We start from the raw sequence: 16,252 nt of genomic DNA on the forward strand, positions 1-16,252 counted from the left end.
ACCACGCTCCCCCGACACCTCCGTCGACGACGCACCGCACCGGTCGTCGCGCGCCTGTCAATGCCTCGACGCCGTCGACCGGGTCGGGCGACCATCGAGGCGGGGCGGCTGCGCCTGCGCCGCCCGCGGGAGGAGGACCCCATGGCCGAGCACCCCGAGTTCCAGGACGAGCCCGTCGAGGACGGCGCGCTCGAGGCCGACCCGGCCGACCGCATCGCCGGGATCCTCGAGCAGGTCCGCAGCGACGTGCGGCTCGGTCACGCCCAGGACGAGGAGGCCGAGCTGCGACAGCGCCTCGCCGACGCCGGCATCTCGGCGTCGGACGCGGAGATCGAGCGCTACGTGGCCCGCGAGCTCTGACCGGGCGGCGTCACCGCGTCGCGTCGGCGGCGGCGAGCCGGTCCGCGAGCCATGCCGCCTGGCGCGGCCAGTGCAGCCCCTGCCCGCCCTCGTGCTCGTTGAACGCGTACTCGACGACCTCCGCCCCCACGGCGTGGTGGTTCGCCGCGGCGTAGACCGTCGACGGCGCGCAGACGGGGTCCATGAGCGCGACGGAGACGAGCGCCGGCGCGGTCGCCCGCTTGGCGAAGTTCACGCCGTCGAAGTACGACAGCGTCGAGAAGACGGCGGCTGCGGCATCCCGGTGCACCGACAGGTAGCGGACGACCTCCTGGTACGGGTCGCGGTCGGTGAGCCCGACCGACCGCTCGAAGCAGCAGAGGAACGGCACGTCCGGCATCGCCCCCACCAGACCGTCGACGAGGCCCGCCGCGGCGAGCGCGATGCCCCCGCCCTGCGACCCGCCGGTCACGGCCACGCGGTCCGCATCGACCACCTCGAGCGTGCGCATCGCGTCGACCGCGAGCACCGCGTCGGTGAAGACGCGCCGGTAGTAGTACTGCGCGGGATCGTGGATGCCGCGGGTCATGAAGCCCGGGAACGACGGTCCGGTGCCGTGCGGATCCGGCGTGCCGCCCCCGGTCCCCCAGGCCGAGCCCTGTCCGCGCGTGTCCATCACCAGGTGCGCGTAGCCGGACGCCGCCCACTGCAGCCGCTCGTGCGGCAGGCCGCGACCGCCCCCGTAGCCGACGTACTCGACGACCGCGGGCAGCGGCCCCTCGGCGCCCGCGGGCGCGAGCAGCCAGCCCTTCACCGGATCGCCGGCGAAGCCCGAGAACTCGACGTCGTGCACGTCGACGGCCGACAGCGGCGAGTCCACGCGCGTCAGCCGCGGAGCCGTGGCGACCGCGCGCGACGCGGCGAGCGTGTCGGCCCAGAACCCGTCGAAGTCGACGGGCTCGGCCACCTCGGGGCGGAACGCGCGCAGCTCGGCGGCGGGCAGGTCGAAGAACGGCATGCAGGACTCCTCGCGAGTGGCGGCCGGGGTGGTCGCCAGCGTACTCGTAGGCTGGGCCGCAGCACGGCGGGAGGACGACATGGCCGACGAGACCGCGGCACGACTGCGACCACCGGCGCGCATCATCGCCGTGGTCGTGCTCACGTACCTCGCCGGCATCCTCGACATCGCGGTCGGCGTGCTGCTCGTGCTCGCGCGCTACGACGCCGGGGTCGAGCGCGACGGCGAGCAGCTGACGGTGACGCTGCTCGGCTCGGCGCTCATCCTGATCGGCCTGCTCACGATCGCGATGGCGTCGGGGCTCACCCGGGCCCGGAACTCGGCGCGGATCTTCGTCACCGTGCTCATGGCGCTCTCGCTGACGGCCTCCGTGCTCGACGTGGTCCGCGAACCCGGGGCGGTCTGGTCGGCGCTCGTCGGCGCGATCGTGCCGATCGCGGTCATCCTCGTCCTCTGGACCGGTCGGGGCGCCCGCTACTTCCGGCAGGCCCGCCGGGAACGCCCGGAGCCGTCTGCCTGACGGTCGCGACGAGCGCGGCGGGCACGGTCGGGGTCATGCGTGCGACCGCCCGACGATGCACGAAGCGCACGACCTCGACGCCCGCGATCGAGGCGAACGAGGCGGCGAGCGCGAGCAACGCCGTGGCCTCGGAGAGCTCGACGAGCTCGAGGAAGTCGGCGGCGAACGGGATCGCGTAGATCGCGACCAGGCCGACGCCCATCGCGCCGATGATGACGATCTTCCAGCCGTCGATCGGCCGCGAGAGCACGATGAGCACCCAGAGCCCCACGATCCCGAGCACGAGCGTCGAGCCACTGCGGAGCTCGTCCTCGGGGATGCCGGCGTCGGTGGCCATGCGGCTGTAGAGCGCGAGCACGAGCGCGATGACGATGCCCGCGGGGATGGCGAAGCTCAGTGACCGGCGGAGGAACCCGGGCACGTAGCGCCGTGCGTTCGGCATGAGCGCGAGGAAGAAGGCGGGGAACCCGATCGTGAGCGCGTCGGTGACGGAGAGCTGCCGCGGCAGGAACGGGAACGGCAGCAGCATGACCCCGAACAGCACCGCGAGGCCGGTCGCATACGCCGTCTTCGTGAGGAACAGCATCGAGACCCGCTCGATGTTCGCCGCCACTCGACGACCTTCGGCGACGACGCCGGGCAGGTGCGAGAACCGCCCGTCGAGGAGCACGAGCCGGGCGACCGCCTTCGTGGCCGACGAACCCGACTCCATCGCGATGCCGATGTCGGCCTCCTTGATCGCGAGCGCGTCGTTGACGCCGTCGCCCGTCATGGCGACCGTGTGCCCGCGCCGGCGCAGCGCGGTCACGATGTCGCGCTTCTGCGTGGGCGTCACGCGGCCGAACACGACCTCCCGCTCGAGCAGCTCGCCGAGCTCGTCCAGGTCCTCCGGCAGGGTCCTCGCGTCGATCCCGTGGGGCGCGTCCACGCCCACGTCGCGGGCGATCGCCGCGACCGTCTGCGGGTTGTCGCCCGAGATGATGCGGACCGCGACACCCTGCGCGGCGAAGTACTCGAGCGTCTCGCGCGCGTCGCCGCGCACGTTCTCGCGGAACGTCAGGAGCACGACCGGCGTGAGCTCGCGCGGCAGTCGCTCGGCCGCCGCGCGCTCGGCCGTCAGCTCGTCGGGGCTGTGCGCGAGCACGAGCGTGCGACGCCCGGTGGCGGCCAGCGCTGCCGCCCGTTCCCGGAGCCCGGCCGTGTCCGGCGCGTCGGCGGCATCCGTCGCGGGGAAGACCATCTCGGGCCCGCCGAGCACCCACGTACCCCCGCCCGCGAAGCCGACCGCGCTCCACTTCCGCGCCGACGAGAAGGCGATGCGGGCCGCGGGCTCGAGCACCTGCCGCACGGGGTACGGCTCGACGAGGCAGCGTGCGGTGGCGTTCGCCTCGGGGTCCGCGCCGTACCAGCCGAGCACGTCGGTCCAGCCCTCGGGCGGCTCGAGGGCGACCGGGTGCGCGGCGTCGAAGACGATGTCGCCCTCGGTCAGGGTGCCGGTCTTGTCGAGGCAGATGAGGTCGACGCGTGCGAGGCCCTCGACGGCGGGCAGCTCCTGCACGAGCACCTTTCGGCTCGCGAGCCGCACGGCGCCCACGGCGAAGGCGATGCTCGTCATGAGGACCAGCCCGAGCGGGATCATCGCGACGATCGCCGCGACCGTCGCGACCACGGCCTCGTCCCAGGTTCCGCCCTCGATCGCCTCCGCCCAGCCGCCCTGCGCGACCATCTGCGCGTTGAGCACGAGGAGGCTGACGGGCCCGATGATCCAGGCGATCCAGCCGAGCAGCCGGTTCAGCGACGACCGCAGCTCGGAGGCGACCAGTGAGAACTGCTTGGCCTCGCTCGAGAGCCGGTTGGCGAACGCGTCGGCGCCGACCCGGTCCACCACCGCGGAGCCGGCGCCGCCGATCACGATGGACCCCGACAGCACCTCGTCGCCGGGCTGCTTGTCCACGGGGTCCGACTCACCCGTGAGCATCGACTCGTCCAGCTGCAGGCGCTCGGATGCAACGACCCGCGCGTCGGCCGCCACCTGGTCGCCGGCGCGCAGCACGAGCCGGTCGTCGAGCACGACCTCCGCGACCGGGACCTCCCGGTCGGCGCCGTCGCGCCGCACCCGGGCGCTCGGCGCGTGCAGCAGGGCCAGTCGGTCGAGCGCCCGCTTGGCGTTGAACTCCTGCACCGACCCGATGATCGTGTTGGCGATCGCGCTGAAGCCGAAGAGGGCGTCCTGCCAGCGGCCGATGACGAGCAGGACGACGAAGCACGCGGCGATGATGCCGTTGAAGAGCGTGAGGACGTTGGCGCGGATGATGCTCCAGGCGCTGCGGCTCGTCGGGCTCTCGAAGGCGTTCGTCTCGCCTCGGGCGACGCGCTCGGCGACCTCGGCGGCGTTCAGCCCGCCGGTGCGCTCCTCGACGGCCGCCCCCCGCGTGTCCACGCCGTCATCCCATCACAGGCCCGTCCGCCGCGCACCCCATCCCGGGGGCGCGGCGGGTCGCCGCCCGCGGGATGCCCGCGCCGCGCGGCAGGATGGGGAGCGGATGCCGCGACCGCCGCGGCGGGATGGAGTGCAGCGTGGGCGACCGGGTCGTCGTGTCGGGGCCGGCCTCGTGGAACCGGATCGTGCGGGTCGAGCACCTGCCCGAGCCGGAGCCGCACATGCAGTTCGCGCTGGGAGACCACGAGACCGTCGGCGGCACGTCGGCGGGCAAGGCGCTCGGCCTCGCGGCCCTGGGCCGGCCGGTCGAGCTGTTCACGCTGCTCGGGTCGGATGGGGACGGCGAGCGCCTGCGCGCCGTCCTCGAGCGCGTCGACGGCCTCGACCTCGACGTGGTGGACGGCGCCCGCACCGAACGCCACCTCAACCTGATGACCCCGCTCGGGGCGCGCGTGTCGATCTACCTGTCGACCCCCGACGACCGGCCCTCCCCCGAGGACGACCGCCTGACGGCCGCGATGGAGGGCGCCGCGGCGATCGTGCTCGACCTGTCCGAGCGCTCGCGCCGCGTGATCCCCGACGCCCGCGCCTCCGGGCGCCCGATCTGGACCGACCTGCACGACTACGACGGCGAGAGCGCGTTCCACCGCCCGTTCCTCGACGCCGCCGACGCGGTGTTCCTGAACGGCGACCGGATCGGCGAGCCGCTGCCGTTCCTGCGGCACGTCGTCGACGGCGGGGCGCGACTGGCCGTCTGCACGCTCGGCGCGGAGGGCGCGGTCGCCGTGTCGGCCCACGACGGGAGCGTCGTGGAGCACCGCGTCGACGCGGTGCCGGTCGACGTCGTCGACGCGAACGGCGCCGGCGATGCATTCATGTCGGGAGTGCTCGACGCCGTGCTCGGCGGGGCGGGCATCGACGCGGCGCTCGAGGTCGGCGCGCAGCACGCGGCGTCCGTGCTGGTCACACGGCACCTGCACCCCACGCTCGACGCCCTGCTCGGCTGACGGCCCGGCGGCGCGCCGGGTTCCGCCCTCGCCGCTAGCGCTGGAAGGTGATCCCGCTGACCTCGGTCGGCTGGATCCGCACCCAGCGGTCCTTCTCCTCCGGCGCCCACGGGTGCACGCCGAGCGTCGCGGCATGCTCGATCTCGCTGTCGCGCTCGAGCTGGCGGGCCTCGCCCTTCACCACGACGCTGAACGCGTCGGTGTCGCTGAACCCGTCGACCTGGAAGGCGACGTGCGAATGGATCGTCAGCTCGAGCAGCTTCGTGCCCGCGGCGGTCCGGAACACGAGCGCCGGTCCGTCGACGCCGGTGCGGTCGACGGCGTGGTTGATCGGGAAGATGTCCACCTCGCCGGCGGCATGGGCGGCGATCCGGCCGAACGGTGCGGCCTCGATGCGCTCCCAGCACTCCTGCTCGCTCAGGCTCCGGGTCGGGGGACGGTCCACGTCCTGCTCGTCCATGCGGGCTCCTCTCCTCGCGTCGGTCGGGGTCAGATCGCGGCGTCGAACGCAGCGACCTCGTCTCGCGGTGCGGACGCCGGGGCCGGCGCCCTCGCCTCGATCGTCGCACGCTCGCCCTGTTCGGGCACGCGCACGTTCCAGCCGAGTTCGTTCCGGATGCGGCGCCGCAGCGTGTCCGCCGCCCGCGCCTCGCCGTGGACGACCCAGGTCGCTCGCGGCGGTTCCGGCGTGCGGCCCATCCAGGCGATCAGCTCGTCGGCGTCGGCATGCGCCGACATCGACTCGATCTCGACGACCTCGGCGCGGATCGGCACCTCCTGGCCGAACATCCGCAGCATCCGCTCCCCCGACTGCAGCGCCGCGCCGCGCGTGCCGCCCGCCTGGAAGCCCGTCAGCACGATCGCGTTGTGCGGGTCCGGCCCGTAGGCCTGCAGGTGGTGCAGGATGCGGCCGCCGGTGAGCATGCCGCTGGCCGAGACGATGACCATCGGGCCGCCGCGCAGGTTCAGCAGCTTGGAGTCGTCGACGCTCGTCACCCGCCGCGCGAGCGCGTACATGCGCCGCAGCTCGTCGCGGTCGAGGCGGTGCTCCTCGGGGTGGCCCTCGTAGATCTCGGCGGCGTCGACCGCCATGGGACTGTTCAGGTACACGGGGATGTCGGGCAGCTCGCCCCGGTCGGCGAGCCGGGAGAGGTGCAGCAGCACGGTCTCGGTCCGACCGACCGCGAAGGACGGGATGAGCACGACGCCGCCCTTCCGGGCGACGCGCCGGATCACGTCGCCGAGGGCGCCCTCGGGATCGTCGTCGGGGTGCGCGCGGTCGCCGTACGTCGACTCGGTGACGAGCACGTCGCACGGCTCGAGCTCGTCGGGCGGGCGCATCAGGGGGTCGTCGTGGCGCCCCAGGTCGCCGGTGACGTGCACGGTCGCGCCGCCGACCTCGACCCTGGCCTGCGCGGCGCCGAGGATGTGGCCGGCGTGCACCAGCCGCACGTCGACGCCCGGCGCGATGCGGCGCGTCTCGTGGAAGTCGAGCGCCTCGAAGCGCGGCATCGTCCGACGGACGTCCTCGGACGTGTAGAGCGGGGTCGGGTCGGCGTGGCGGGACCAGTGGTGGCGGGCGGCGTGCCGGGCCTGCTCCTCCATCAGGTACGCGCTGTCGGCGAGCAGGATGCGCGCCAGCTCCGTCGTGCCCGGCGTGGCGATGATCCGGCCCGCGAACCCGTCGCGGACGAGCGCGGGCAGGTAGCCGCTGTGGTCGAGGTGGGCGTGGGTGACGACGACCGCGTCGATCGACGACGGGTCGACGGGGAAGGGCCGTCGGTTGCGCTCGCGCAGCACCTTGTAGCCCTGGAACAGGCCGCAGTCGACGAGCACGCGCGCGCCGTCCGCCTCGATGAGGTGGCGCGATCCGGTGACGGTGTCGGCCGCCCCGAGGAAGGCGATCCGCGGTCCGGTCATGGCGTGGCCGCCTCCGCCTCGCCGACGACGATGACCGGCCCGGTCGCGCTCAGGAGCAGGTCGTGGCTCACCGACCCGAGCAGGAAGCGCACCATGCCGCCCGCGGCGTGGCTGCCGACGATGACGGCGCGGGCGGTCTCCGTCGCCTCGCCGAGGATCGCGGCCGCCGACCCGCGCTCGAGGCGGCCGATCGGATCGGCGCCGAGCTCGCGCGCGAACCCGACCGCCTCGTCGAGGAGGTCGCGTCGCATCTCCTCCATGAGCGACACGTCGCCGAGGTACTCGACGTACGCGGAGTTCCAGCTCGTCGGCACGACCCACGCGTGCACGAGCTCGAGCGGCTCGCCCGTGCGGGCGGCCTCGTCGACCCCGATGCGGATCGCGGCCCGCGACTCGGCGGAGCCGTCGACGCCGACGACGATCGCCTCGCGCGGCACGACGTCCCAGTCCGGCGGGATGACCGCGACCGAGCCGTTGCCGCGTCGGCCGGCGAGCCGCGCGCCGAGCGTCCAGGCCGTCTCGTGGCCGCTCTGCGAGGCGCCGACGACCACGAGCGCGGAGTGCCCGAGTCGCGCCGCGAGCTCCTTCTCGGCGCGACCGTGCACCGTCTCGGTCGTGATGCTGCGGCCGGGGTGCTCCTCGCGGAGCTGGTCGATCCGGTCGATCAGGTCCACCCGGGCGGCGGACAGCTCGCCGGTCGCCCGGAGGTACTCGCTCGACGTGTCGGCCCCGGGCACGGCGTGCACGACATGCAGCGGCGCGCGGTCGTCCTGCGCCGCAGCCCAGCGGAGCGCCGCCTCCGCGTTCCGCGATCCGTCCCATCCGACCACGACCTGCGTGAACACGTCGACCAACCCCTTCGTCCACGTCCCCTGCGGGACGCCTCCAGCCTCGCCGGGCGGCGCGCCCGGGCGCCGGGCCTTAGGTCACTCGAACGGATGCCCCGGTGGGCTGGGCCGTTCAGCGCGCCCGGTGGTCGACGAACTCCATGCGCGGGCCGCGGCGCGGGCGACCGCGCAGGCCCGCCGCCATCATGAGCCGGATGACGCGGTAGCGCTGCCCGGTCCACGGCGCGAGCGCGGCGAGCATCTCGTCGTCGGTCATGTCGCGGCCGTGCAGCGCATGGCCCACGTAGTTCGCGAGGTGGTAGTCGCCGACCGAGACCGCGTCGGGGTCGCCGAACGCCCGCTGCGCGACCTCCGCCGCCGTCCAGGGCCCGATCCCGGGGAACAGGGCGAGCCGCGCCGCGGCGTCGGCGTGGCCGAGGTCGGCCGCCTCCTCGATCCGTGCGGCACGCGAGGCCGCGCGCTGGACGGCCGCCGCGCGCTTCGGATCGACGCCCGCGCGGTGCCACTCCCACACCGGCACGGCGCGCCATCCGTCCGCCGACGGAGCGACCCGCATCGGGCGGGGCACCGGACCGGGTGCCGCGGTGCCGAACCGCTGCACGAGCCGACGCCACGACGCATGCGCCTGCAGCGTGATGACCTTCTGCTCGAGGATCGCGGGCACGAGCGCCTCCATGACGCGGGCGGTGCGCGGCACCCGCATGCCGGGGTTGCGCCGGTGGGCGGCGTCGAGCGCCTCGACCCCGGTCCGGAAGCCGGTGGTGTCGTCGCGCTCGCCGAGCATCGACGGCGCGAGCGCCACGGCCGAGCCCGCGCCCGGGCCCCAGGCCTCGACCCGGACGACGTCGGCGCCGCGCTGCACGAGTCGCAGCGTCGCGGGCCCGTCGTCCGTCAGCGTCGCGCGCCAGACCGCGCCGTCGGCTCCCCGGGTGAAGGTGGGGTCGCCCGGCCCGCGGCGGAGCACCCCGAGCGTCTGGGCGACGTCGGTCTCGTGCGGGGCGCGCCAGTCGAGGGCGAGGTCGGGACTCACCCCTCCAGTCTGCGCCCTGCCCACGTCAGTCGCGCGAGCGCGGGCGGAGTGCGCCCGCCTCGCGCGCCGGTCCGGCCGCGCGAGCGAGGCGGTGGGATCATCCGATCGTGGCGACATTGACGCAGTTCCTGCTGCCGCCGAAGAAGCGGAACCCGATCACCGACCTGCTCGACCAACTCGACCTGGACTCCGGCGACCGGGTCCCCAAGCAGAGCGGCTTCGTCATCATGCTGCTCCTGTCCGGGGTCATCGCGACGGCCGGAGTACTGCTCGACTCGACCGCCACCGTGATCGGCGCCATGATCATCGCGCCGCTCGGCACGCCGATCCTCGGCATCGCCGTCGGGATCGTCACGGGTCGCGCACGGCTCGTCGTGGCGTCGGTGCTGTGGGTGTCGGGTGCGGTCGCGGCCGTGGTCGTGATCGGCGCGTTCTTCTCGCTCGGCGTGCCGAGCAGCGTGAACCTCGACGCGAACTCGCAGATCGCCGGCCGCACCTCGCCGCAGCTCATGGACCTCGTCGCGGCACTCGCGACCGGCGTCGCGGGCGCGTTCGCGATGAGCCGGAAGGACCTGAGCGCGGTGCTGCCGGGCGTCGCGATCGCGATCTCCCTCGTCCCGCCCCTGGCGGTGATCGGCGTGACGCTCGGCCAGGGCGACTTCGACGGCGCGTTCGGCGCATTCCTCCTGTTCTTCTCCAACGTCGTGGCGCTGATCATCGCCGGTGCCGTCGTGTTCACGCTCGCCGGCTACGCCCGCGACGCGCTGGCCGAGCGCTCCCGTCGGCGCCGCGCCTACGCGATCGTCGCGATCCTCACCGTGCTCACCGCGATCCCGCTCGCCCTCAACACCGTCGTCATCCTGTCGCAGGCCGTGTGGACGGCGCGGATCCAGTCCGCCGCCGACGACTGGCTGACGGAGGCCGACGGCGAGGTCCAGGGCATCACGTGGAAGAGCCTGCGAGCGCGCATCGCGGTCGAGGCGCCGGGCGGGCAGGTGCCGCCGGTCTCCGCGCTGCGCGACGCCCTGGCCCCGGACCTGCCCGACTTCGTCGAGGTCGACCTCAACGTGACCGACGGCACCGTGCACCCGGTGGTCACGACGGACTGACTGTCCACGGTCGCACCAGCACCCCCGGGATGGGCGAGGATCGAACCAGTCCGTTCGACCGAGGAGCTCCCATGCACGACCACCCCGAGGCATCCGCCGCGCACTCCGGCCACGACGACCTCCACCCCGAGACCCTCGCGGTGCACGTGGGCCGGCCCGCGCGCGAGCCCGACGCTCCCATGAGCACGCCCGTGCACCTGGCCTCCACCTACCACGCGGGCGGCGCCGCGGCGTACGGCCGGTACGGCAACCCCTCGTGGTCGGCGTTCGAGGAGGCGCTCGGCGCGCTCGAGGGCGGGTCGTGCGTGGCCCTCGCCTCCGGCATGGCCGCGATCTCGGCGGTGCTCTCGCTCGTGCCCGTCGGCGGCACGGTCGTGGCGCCCCGGCACTCCTACACGGGCACGATCGGCCTGCTCGAGGACCTCGTCGCGACCCGCGGCGCGACCGTTCGCTACGTCGACGTGCGCGACACCGGAGCCGTCGCGGATGCCGCGGACGGCGCCGACCTGGTCTGGGTCGAGTCGCCCACCAACCCCGCGCTCGAGGTGGGCGACCTGCCCTCGATCGCCCGTGCCGCACACGCGGCGGGCGCCCGGTTCGCCGTCGACAACACGTTCGCGACCCCGCTGCTGCAGCGACCGCTCGACGACGGCGCCGACCTCGTGGTGCACTCGGCGACCAAGTCGATCTCGGGGCACAGCGACGTGCTCATGGGCGCGGTGGTCACGCGCGACGACGACCTGCGCGACCGCATCGTCGCGCACCGCAGCCTCCACGGCGCCGTCCCCGGTCCGTTCGAGGTGTTCCTCGCGATGCGCGGGCTGCGCACGCTGCCCGTCCGACTGGAGCGCGCGCAGGCGACCGCTCGCGACCTCGTGGGCCGGTTCACCGGCCATCCGGCCCTCGAGGAGGTGCGGTACCCGGGGTTCGGGACGATCATCTCGATCGTCGTCGCGGGCGGTGCGGATGCCGCGGAACGGGTCGCGGCGGCGACGCGCGTGTGGGTGCACGCCACGAGCCTCGGCGGCGTGGAGTCGCAGCTCGAGCGGCGGCGGCGCTGGTCGGCCGAGGCCGACACCATCCCCGAGGGGCTCGTGCGGCTCTCAGTCGGCCTCGAGCACGTCGACGACCTGGCCCGCGACCTCGAGCTGGCGCTGGAGCGCGCCGACGACGCGGACGACGCCGCAGGCGCGACGGTGCCGCCCGCGGCCTCCGGCTACTGAAGCGCCGTGCGGCGGTCCCGTCGTCTGCGGCGTGACCTAAGGCCCCGTCGCGTCCGAGCGCGGACGGGCATGCTGGACGCGACCCGGCCCGAGTCGAGGGGGTGCGGCGGATGACCGTGCAGCGCATCGCGCGCACGACGCTGCTCTTCGTGCAGGCCTTCGTCGCCCTCACGAGCGTGCTCGGCGGCGCCGCGCTCGTCGTCGGCTCCGTGCTCGACCTCGGCGCCACGCCCCTGGCCCTCCCGACGTCGTACCTCGAGGGCTCGCCGTTCCCGTCGTACGCGGTCCCGGGACTCGTGCTCGCGCTCGTCGTCGGCGGCACGCACGGCGTTGCGTTCGTGATGACGTCGCGTCGCATGCGGTGGGCGATGCTCGCCGCCGCCGTCGCCGGGTTCGGCATGCTCGTCTGGGTCTTCGTGCAGATGGCGTTCGTCCCGTTCAGCCCGCTGCAGGCGGCCTACTTCCTGCTCGGGCTCGCGGAGATCGCGGCCGTGCTGGTGCAGCTGGACGTGCTGCATCCATGGGCGCACGCGCGGGCGCACCGCGTCTCCGCGTCGGACCCTGCGGAGGTGGCGCGGACGGCCTGAGCGTCGCCACCCGCACCCCGGAGGCCGGGCGTTCGCCGCGGGTTCCGCCGACCGGCCATCCGTGCCATGGTGGGGATCAACGGCACCTGAGGCTGCCGGACACGAGATGAGGTCGCCATGACCCTGATGCCGCGGAACGGAGCCTTCACCGGTCGTCGGGCACGGGCCGGCGCGTCGTTCCTCGCGGTGTCCGTGATCCTCGCGGCGACGAGCGTGTCCGTCGACCTGGCGCTCCCGGGGCTCGTCGCGACGGAGTGGCGCGGCGTCGTCGCCGTGGCATCCGTCGTCCTCGAGGTCGTCGCCGTCTGGGCGGCGCTCCCGCTCGGCGCGCTCCTGCTGCTGACCGCGGGCGAGCCGCCGCCGTGGCGGCGCTGGCTCGCCGTCGGGCTGGCCGTCGCACTGCCGGTGACCGTCTGGTTCACGGGCACGGCGCACTCCGCCTTCCTCATCCTGCTCGCCCTGGCGGCGGCCGTCGGCGGCTACGCGCTCATCGCCTTCGGCATCTCGGAGCACCGTGAGGACCCGCGGAGCCGCTCCCGGGTGGTGACCGCCGTCGCGGTGCTGGCCGCGGCCGAGTTCGGCGTGATCGTGCTCGGCACGCTCCACCTGCTCGTCTGGAACCCCATGGCCAAGGTGCCGCACCTCGCCCTGCCCCAGCTCTACGAGGCGCTCATCGACCGCCAGGGCGTGCTCGACGGCGGCCCGGTGGCGTGGGCGCTCGGGGCGACCCTGGCCACGGTGGCCGGCGGGATCGCCGCGATCGGCGGCGCCCGCCGCGGGGTCGTGACCCCGCACGACACGGTCACGGGCGGGTTGCTGCTCATCCACGCCACGACGTTCTTCCTCTGGTGGGCCGGGTTCGGGCTCGGGCTCACGATCGCCGACGCGTTCGCGGTCTCGGGCGGCGACGCCTCGCCCGTCGGGTCGTTGCTCGCGCTCGTCGGGGCGGGATGCCTCGCCGCCGCGATCCTGATGCAGCTGCGGACGCCCACCGGGGCGGCCGACGACGATCCCCCGGGGGACGACGCCGAGGGTGCGGCGTCCGGGTCCGACGACGCACCCGCCGCCGTCACCCCCTAACGTGGTGTCATGGCTGCGCGCGACGACGCCGTGATGCTCGAGGTCGGCGGGCACGAGGTCCGGGTGAGCCACCCGGACCGGGTCGTCTTCCCCGAGCCCGGCCTCACGAAGCTCGACCTCGTCCGCTACTACGTCGCGGTCGCCGACGGCGCGCTGCGCGGCGCCGGCGGCCGGCCGATGGTGCTCAAGCGGTTCGTGAAGGGCATCGACCGCGAGCCCTTCTTCCAGAAGCGCGTGCCCGAGCACCATCCCGCGTACATCGACACCGCGACCCTGCAGTACGCGCGCGGCACGTCCGCCGAGGAGGCGGTGGTCCGCGACGCCGCCGGACTGGCATGGGTCGTGAACCTCGGATGCCTCGACCTCAACCCGCACCCGGTGCGCGCCGAGGACCTCGACCACCCCGACGAGCTGCGCGTCGACCTCGACCCGATGCCGGGCGTCGACTGGTCGCAGATCGTCGACGTCGCGATGGTCGCACGCGACGTGCTCGAGGACCACGGACTGGTGGGCTGGCCGAAGACGTCGGGCTCGCGCGGCATCCACCTGCTCGTCCGCATCGCGCCCGAGTGGGAGTACGCCCAGGTGCGGCTGGCGGCGGAATCGCTCGCGCGCGAGGTGGAGCGCCGGGCGCCGGGCCTGGCGTCGGCGCGATGGTGGAAGGAGGAGCGCGGAGAGAGCGTCTTCGTCGACTTCAACCAGAACGCCAAGGACCGCACCGTGGCCTCCGCCTACTCGGTCCGGCCGCTGCCGGACGCACGCGTGTCGACGCCGCTCCGGTGGGACGAGGTGCGGTGGCGGCGGCCGGAGGAGTTCACGGTCGCCACGGTGCTCGAGCGCTTCGCCGAGCGCGGCGACGCGCACGAGGGCATCGACGATGCGGTCGGCTCGCTCGAGGGGCTGCTGCGGCTGGCCGACGAGCTCGGTCCGGCCGAGAAGGCGCCGCGCGGGGCGTCGCGGGGGGACGGGTCGGGGCGCCGGGTCTCCTCGATGCCGCTCATCGAGATCGCGCGGACCGAGACGAAGCCCGAGGCCCTCGACGCACTGGAGCGCTGGAAGGCGGCCCACGCGGAGGTCGTCGACCACCTGACGCCCTCGGACGTGCTGGTCGACGGCATGCGCGGGTCGAGCTCGCTCTGGTACCGCGTGCGGGTGAACCTCCAGCACGTGCCCGAGGCGGACCGGCCGGGGCAGGAGGCGCTGCTGGCGGAGTACGACCCGTGGGCGGGGCGCGCGTGATCCGCCGCGGCCTCCGCTGCCGGCCCGGCGGGCCCCGGCGCGACGGATGACGGAGCGACTAGCCGGGGCGCGGCACGAAGGCCGCCTGCAGCAGCGCCCAGGCGCGCTCGGCCGTGGCGACGCGGGCGTCGGGCTCCGTACGGGCGAGCACGCCGGCCAGCATCGACACCGCGAGGAGCACGTCGTCGACGTCGACGTGCTCGCCGAACCGTCCCGACACCCGTTCGTGCTCGACCGCGCCGGCCGCGATCTCGCGCATCCGGCTGCCGAGGCGCTCGACGCGCGGGTCGTGCGGGTTGGCGGTGATCAGGTCGATGAGCGCCGTCGAGACGAGCGCCTGCGAGATGACGCGTTCCAGGAGCGCGTCGAGCCCGGCGTCCGGCGGCGCGACCGCGGCGTCGAGCTCGTCGAGGTTCTCCTCGAACACGGCGACGGCGAGCGAGAGCCGATCCGGGAAGTGCCGGTAGAGGCTCCCCTGGCCGACGCCCGCGCGCTTCGCGATCGCGCTGAACGGGGCGGCGAGGCCGTCGGCCGCGAAGATCTCGCGGGCGGCGGCGATGAGCGCACGGCGATTCGCGGGCCCGGCGCTCGGGCCGAGGTTGGGCTTGCGCGCCTTGGGACCTTCTCCCTGCTGACCTTCGGACACGGGTGTTAGATTACTACCGGACAGAGTTGTCCGGTGTCCGCGGAACTCGCGGACCGCCCAGAGACAGAAGGAATCCCCCTCATGAGCACCAGCACCAGCACCCGCCTCACCGGCGACTCCTCGATCAAGACGTGGCTGCAGGACCCGGTCGGCGGCCCCATCATCCGCGACCTGCTCGCACAGGCCGGGCAGGACCCCGACGTGCTGCGGCCGGTGCACCGACTCGCGCTCAAGCGCCTCGTCAAGCTCAGCAAGGGCGCGTTCTCCCAGGAGATGGTCGACCAGCTCGTCGCTCGGGCCGCGGCGGGCGACGTCCCGGCCGGCGTCCCCGCGGCATCCGCGCCCGACGCGCCCGCCGACGCGGAGTCCGAGGCCGAGCCCGTCGACGCGACCCCGCGGCCCGAGTGGGTCGAGCGCATCGACCGGGGCAGGTTCACCGGCAAGACCGTCGTCGTCACCGGCGCGGGCTCCGGCATCGGCCGTGCGACCGCGTCACGCATCGCGCGCGAGGGCGGCAGGGTCGTCGCGGTCGACGTCTCGCAGGAGCGGCTCGACGACTTCGCCGCCGAGCACGCCGAGGCCGACGTCGTGACCCTCGTCGCCGACATCACCGACGACGCCCGGATCGCCGAGATCCTCGCCGCGGCCGGCGACCGGATCGACGGACTCGCCAACATCGCCGGGATCATGGACGACATGACCCCGATCGGCGAGCTCACCGACGCGGTCTGGGAGCGCGTCATGCGCGTCAACGTCGACGGCACGATGAAGCTCATGCGCGCCGTCGTGCCCGGAATGCTCGAGCGCGGCGCAGGCTCGATCGTCAACACCGCCTCCGAGGCGGCCCTGCGCGGCTCGGCCGCGGGCGTCGCGTACACCGCGTCGAAGCACGCCGTCGTCGGCCTCACCAAGTCGACCGCCTTCATGTACGGGCCGAGCGGCCTGCGGGTGAACGCCGTCGCGCCCGGCCCGACCATCACGAACATCGAGGCCAGCTTCGCCTCGCCGCTCGGCGCGCAGCGCGTCCGGCAGGCCATGGCGCTGCTGCCCGACGCCGCCGAGGCCGAGGCCCTCGCCGCGTCGATCACGTTCCTGCTCTCCGACGACGGCGTGAACGTCAACGGCGTCGTCCTCGCCTCCGACGGCGGCTGGTCGGCGGCCTGACGCCGTCCCGCCGCCGCGGAACCGACCGCGGCGCCGGAGCCGGGCGACACCTCGGCTCCGGCGCCGCATCCGCGTGCCCGGT

16 protein-coding genes are annotated in these 16,252 nt (G+C 74.4%); 9 read left to right on the forward strand and 7 right to left on the reverse strand.

Annotation, left to right across the window (positions count from 1 at the left end; translation table 11 throughout):
• Positions 1 to 141 precede the first annotated feature (141 nt).
• Positions 142 to 360 (forward strand): hypothetical protein, encoded by a 219-nt coding sequence (locus ABD230_RS07180; RefSeq protein WP_344370967.1) that lies wholly within the window; start codon positions 142 to 144, stop codon positions 358 to 360.
• A 10-nt stretch (positions 361 to 370) separates the two neighbouring features.
• Here ABD230_RS07180 and ABD230_RS07185 read toward each other — a convergent pair whose 3' ends face one another.
• Positions 371 to 1,357, reverse strand: a complete 987-nt coding sequence (locus ABD230_RS07185) for an acetylxylan esterase (RefSeq protein ID WP_344370969.1) — start codon at positions 1,355 to 1,357, stop codon at positions 371 to 373.
• 79 nt (positions 1,358 to 1,436) lie between these two features.
• On the opposite strand from ABD230_RS07185, the gene ABD230_RS07190 reads away from it, so the two are divergent.
• Positions 1,437 to 1,877, forward strand: a complete 441-nt coding sequence (locus ABD230_RS07190) for a DUF7144 family membrane protein (RefSeq protein ID WP_344370971.1) — start codon at positions 1,437 to 1,439, stop codon at positions 1,875 to 1,877.
• Here the strand turns inward: ABD230_RS07190 and ABD230_RS07195 are convergent.
• On the reverse strand, positions 1,798 to 4,317 hold the full coding sequence (locus ABD230_RS07195) for an HAD-IC family P-type ATPase (RefSeq protein ID WP_344370973.1): 2,520 nt from the start codon (positions 4,315 to 4,317) through the stop codon (positions 1,798 to 1,800). The genes ABD230_RS07190 and ABD230_RS07195 overlap by 80 nt on opposite strands.
• Before the next feature lie 137 nt (positions 4,318 to 4,454).
• Between ABD230_RS07195 and ABD230_RS07200 the strand changes: the two genes are divergently transcribed.
• Entirely contained in the window at positions 4,455 to 5,324 is an 870-nt protein-coding gene (locus tag ABD230_RS07200) for a carbohydrate kinase family protein (protein ID WP_344370975.1), read from the forward strand.
• A gap of 34 nt (positions 5,325 to 5,358) precedes the next feature.
• Here the strand turns inward: ABD230_RS07200 and ABD230_RS07205 are convergent, their stop codons facing one another.
• The 4 genes from ABD230_RS07205 to ABD230_RS07220 all read right to left on the reverse strand — a co-directional run bounded on the left by ABD230_RS07205 (position 5,359) and on the right by ABD230_RS07220 (position 9,122).
• Positions 5,359 to 5,784, reverse strand: coding sequence for a pyridoxamine 5'-phosphate oxidase family protein (locus ABD230_RS07205; RefSeq protein ID WP_344370977.1), 426 nt, complete (start codon positions 5,782 to 5,784; stop codon positions 5,359 to 5,361).
• A 29-nt stretch (positions 5,785 to 5,813) separates the two neighbouring features.
• Positions 5,814 to 7,244 carry an MBL fold metallo-hydrolase RNA specificity domain-containing protein gene (locus tag ABD230_RS07210; protein ID WP_344370980.1) on the reverse strand — a complete coding sequence of 477 codons (1,431 nt, stop codon included), beginning with the start codon at positions 7,242 to 7,244 and terminating at the stop codon, positions 5,814 to 5,816.
• Complete coding sequence (locus ABD230_RS07215; RefSeq protein WP_344370983.1) at positions 7,241 to 8,089, reverse strand: universal stress protein; 849 nt, start codon at positions 8,087 to 8,089, stop codon at positions 7,241 to 7,243. Before ABD230_RS07215 ends, ABD230_RS07210 begins: the two co-directional genes overlap by 4 nt.
• A gap of 115 nt (positions 8,090 to 8,204) precedes the next feature.
• Complete coding sequence (locus ABD230_RS07220) at positions 8,205 to 9,122, reverse strand: DNA-3-methyladenine glycosylase family protein (RefSeq protein WP_344370985.1); 918 nt, start codon at positions 9,120 to 9,122, stop codon at positions 8,205 to 8,207.
• A 107-nt stretch (positions 9,123 to 9,229) separates the two neighbouring features.
• Here ABD230_RS07220 and ABD230_RS07225 point away from each other — a divergent pair, with 107 nt between their 5' ends.
• From ABD230_RS07225 to ligD, 5 genes are all read left to right on the forward strand, one after another.
• A complete protein-coding gene (locus tag ABD230_RS07225; RefSeq protein WP_344370988.1) occupies positions 9,230 to 10,231 on the forward strand; it encodes a TIGR00341 family protein in 1,002 nt (333 codons plus the stop codon).
• Between the two features lie 71 nt (positions 10,232 to 10,302).
• Positions 10,303 to 11,454: a trans-sulfuration enzyme family protein gene (locus tag ABD230_RS07230; protein WP_344370991.1), complete on the forward strand. Its 1,152-nt coding sequence runs from the start codon at positions 10,303 to 10,305 to the stop codon at positions 11,452 to 11,454.
• 110 nt (positions 11,455 to 11,564) lie between these two features.
• Positions 11,565 to 12,041 (forward strand): hypothetical protein, encoded by a 477-nt coding sequence (locus ABD230_RS07235; protein WP_344370994.1) that lies wholly within the window; start codon positions 11,565 to 11,567, stop codon positions 12,039 to 12,041.
• 117 nt (positions 12,042 to 12,158) lie between these two features.
• Complete coding sequence (locus tag ABD230_RS07240; RefSeq protein ID WP_344370996.1) at positions 12,159 to 13,121, forward strand: hypothetical protein; 963 nt, start codon at positions 12,159 to 12,161, stop codon at positions 13,119 to 13,121.
• Positions 13,122 to 13,130: 9 nt separating this feature from the next.
• On the forward strand, positions 13,131 to 14,360 hold the full coding sequence (gene ligD, locus ABD230_RS07245) for a non-homologous end-joining DNA ligase (RefSeq protein WP_344370998.1): 1,230 nt from the start codon (positions 13,131 to 13,133) through the stop codon (positions 14,358 to 14,360).
• A 58-nt stretch (positions 14,361 to 14,418) separates the two neighbouring features.
• Here the strand turns inward: ligD and ABD230_RS07250 are convergent, their stop codons facing one another.
• Positions 14,419 to 15,006, reverse strand: coding sequence for a TetR/AcrR family transcriptional regulator (locus ABD230_RS07250; protein WP_344371002.1), 588 nt, complete (start codon positions 15,004 to 15,006; stop codon positions 14,419 to 14,421).
• Between the two features lie 81 nt (positions 15,007 to 15,087).
• On the opposite strand from ABD230_RS07250, the gene ABD230_RS07255 reads away from it, so the two are divergent.
• The gene (locus tag ABD230_RS07255; RefSeq protein ID WP_344371004.1) at positions 15,088 to 16,170 is read left to right on the forward strand and encodes an SDR family NAD(P)-dependent oxidoreductase; all 1,083 of its coding nucleotides are present in this window, start codon (positions 15,088 to 15,090) and stop codon (positions 16,168 to 16,170) included.
• Positions 16,171 to 16,252 lie beyond the last annotated feature (82 nt).

The organism is Agromyces tropicus (assembly GCF_039531345.1).
GTDB classification, from domain to species: Bacteria; Actinomycetota; Actinomycetes; order Actinomycetales; family Microbacteriaceae; genus Agromyces; species Agromyces tropicus.

Bases quoted from the DNA above. Each gene is read 5' to 3' on its own strand.
- ABD230_RS07240 (WP_344370996.1), top strand. From the start codon at position 12,159: ATGACCCTGATGCCGCGGAACGGAGCCTTCACCGGTCGTCGGGCACGG.
- ABD230_RS07180 (WP_344370967.1), top strand. From the start codon at position 142: ATGGCCGAGCACCCCGAGTTCCAGGACGAGCCCGTCGAGGACGGCGCG.
- ABD230_RS07255 (WP_344371004.1), top strand. From the start codon at position 15,088: ATGAGCACCAGCACCAGCACCCGCCTCACCGGCGACTCCTCGATCAAG.
- ABD230_RS07210 (WP_344370980.1), bottom strand. From the start codon at position 7,244: ATGACCGGACCGCGGATCGCCTTCCTCGGGGCGGCCGACACCGTCACC.
- ABD230_RS07205 (WP_344370977.1), bottom strand. From the start codon at position 5,784: ATGGACGAGCAGGACGTGGACCGTCCCCCGACCCGGAGCCTGAGCGAG.
- ABD230_RS07185 (WP_344370969.1), bottom strand. From the start codon at position 1,357: ATGCCGTTCTTCGACCTGCCCGCCGCCGAGCTGCGCGCGTTCCGCCCC.
- ABD230_RS07190 (WP_344370971.1), top strand. From the start codon at position 1,437: ATGGCCGACGAGACCGCGGCACGACTGCGACCACCGGCGCGCATCATC.
- ligD (WP_344370998.1), top strand. From the start codon at position 13,131: ATGGCTGCGCGCGACGACGCCGTGATGCTCGAGGTCGGCGGGCACGAG.
- ABD230_RS07235 (WP_344370994.1), top strand. From the start codon at position 11,565: ATGACCGTGCAGCGCATCGCGCGCACGACGCTGCTCTTCGTGCAGGCC.
- ABD230_RS07230 (WP_344370991.1), top strand. From the start codon at position 10,303: ATGCACGACCACCCCGAGGCATCCGCCGCGCACTCCGGCCACGACGAC.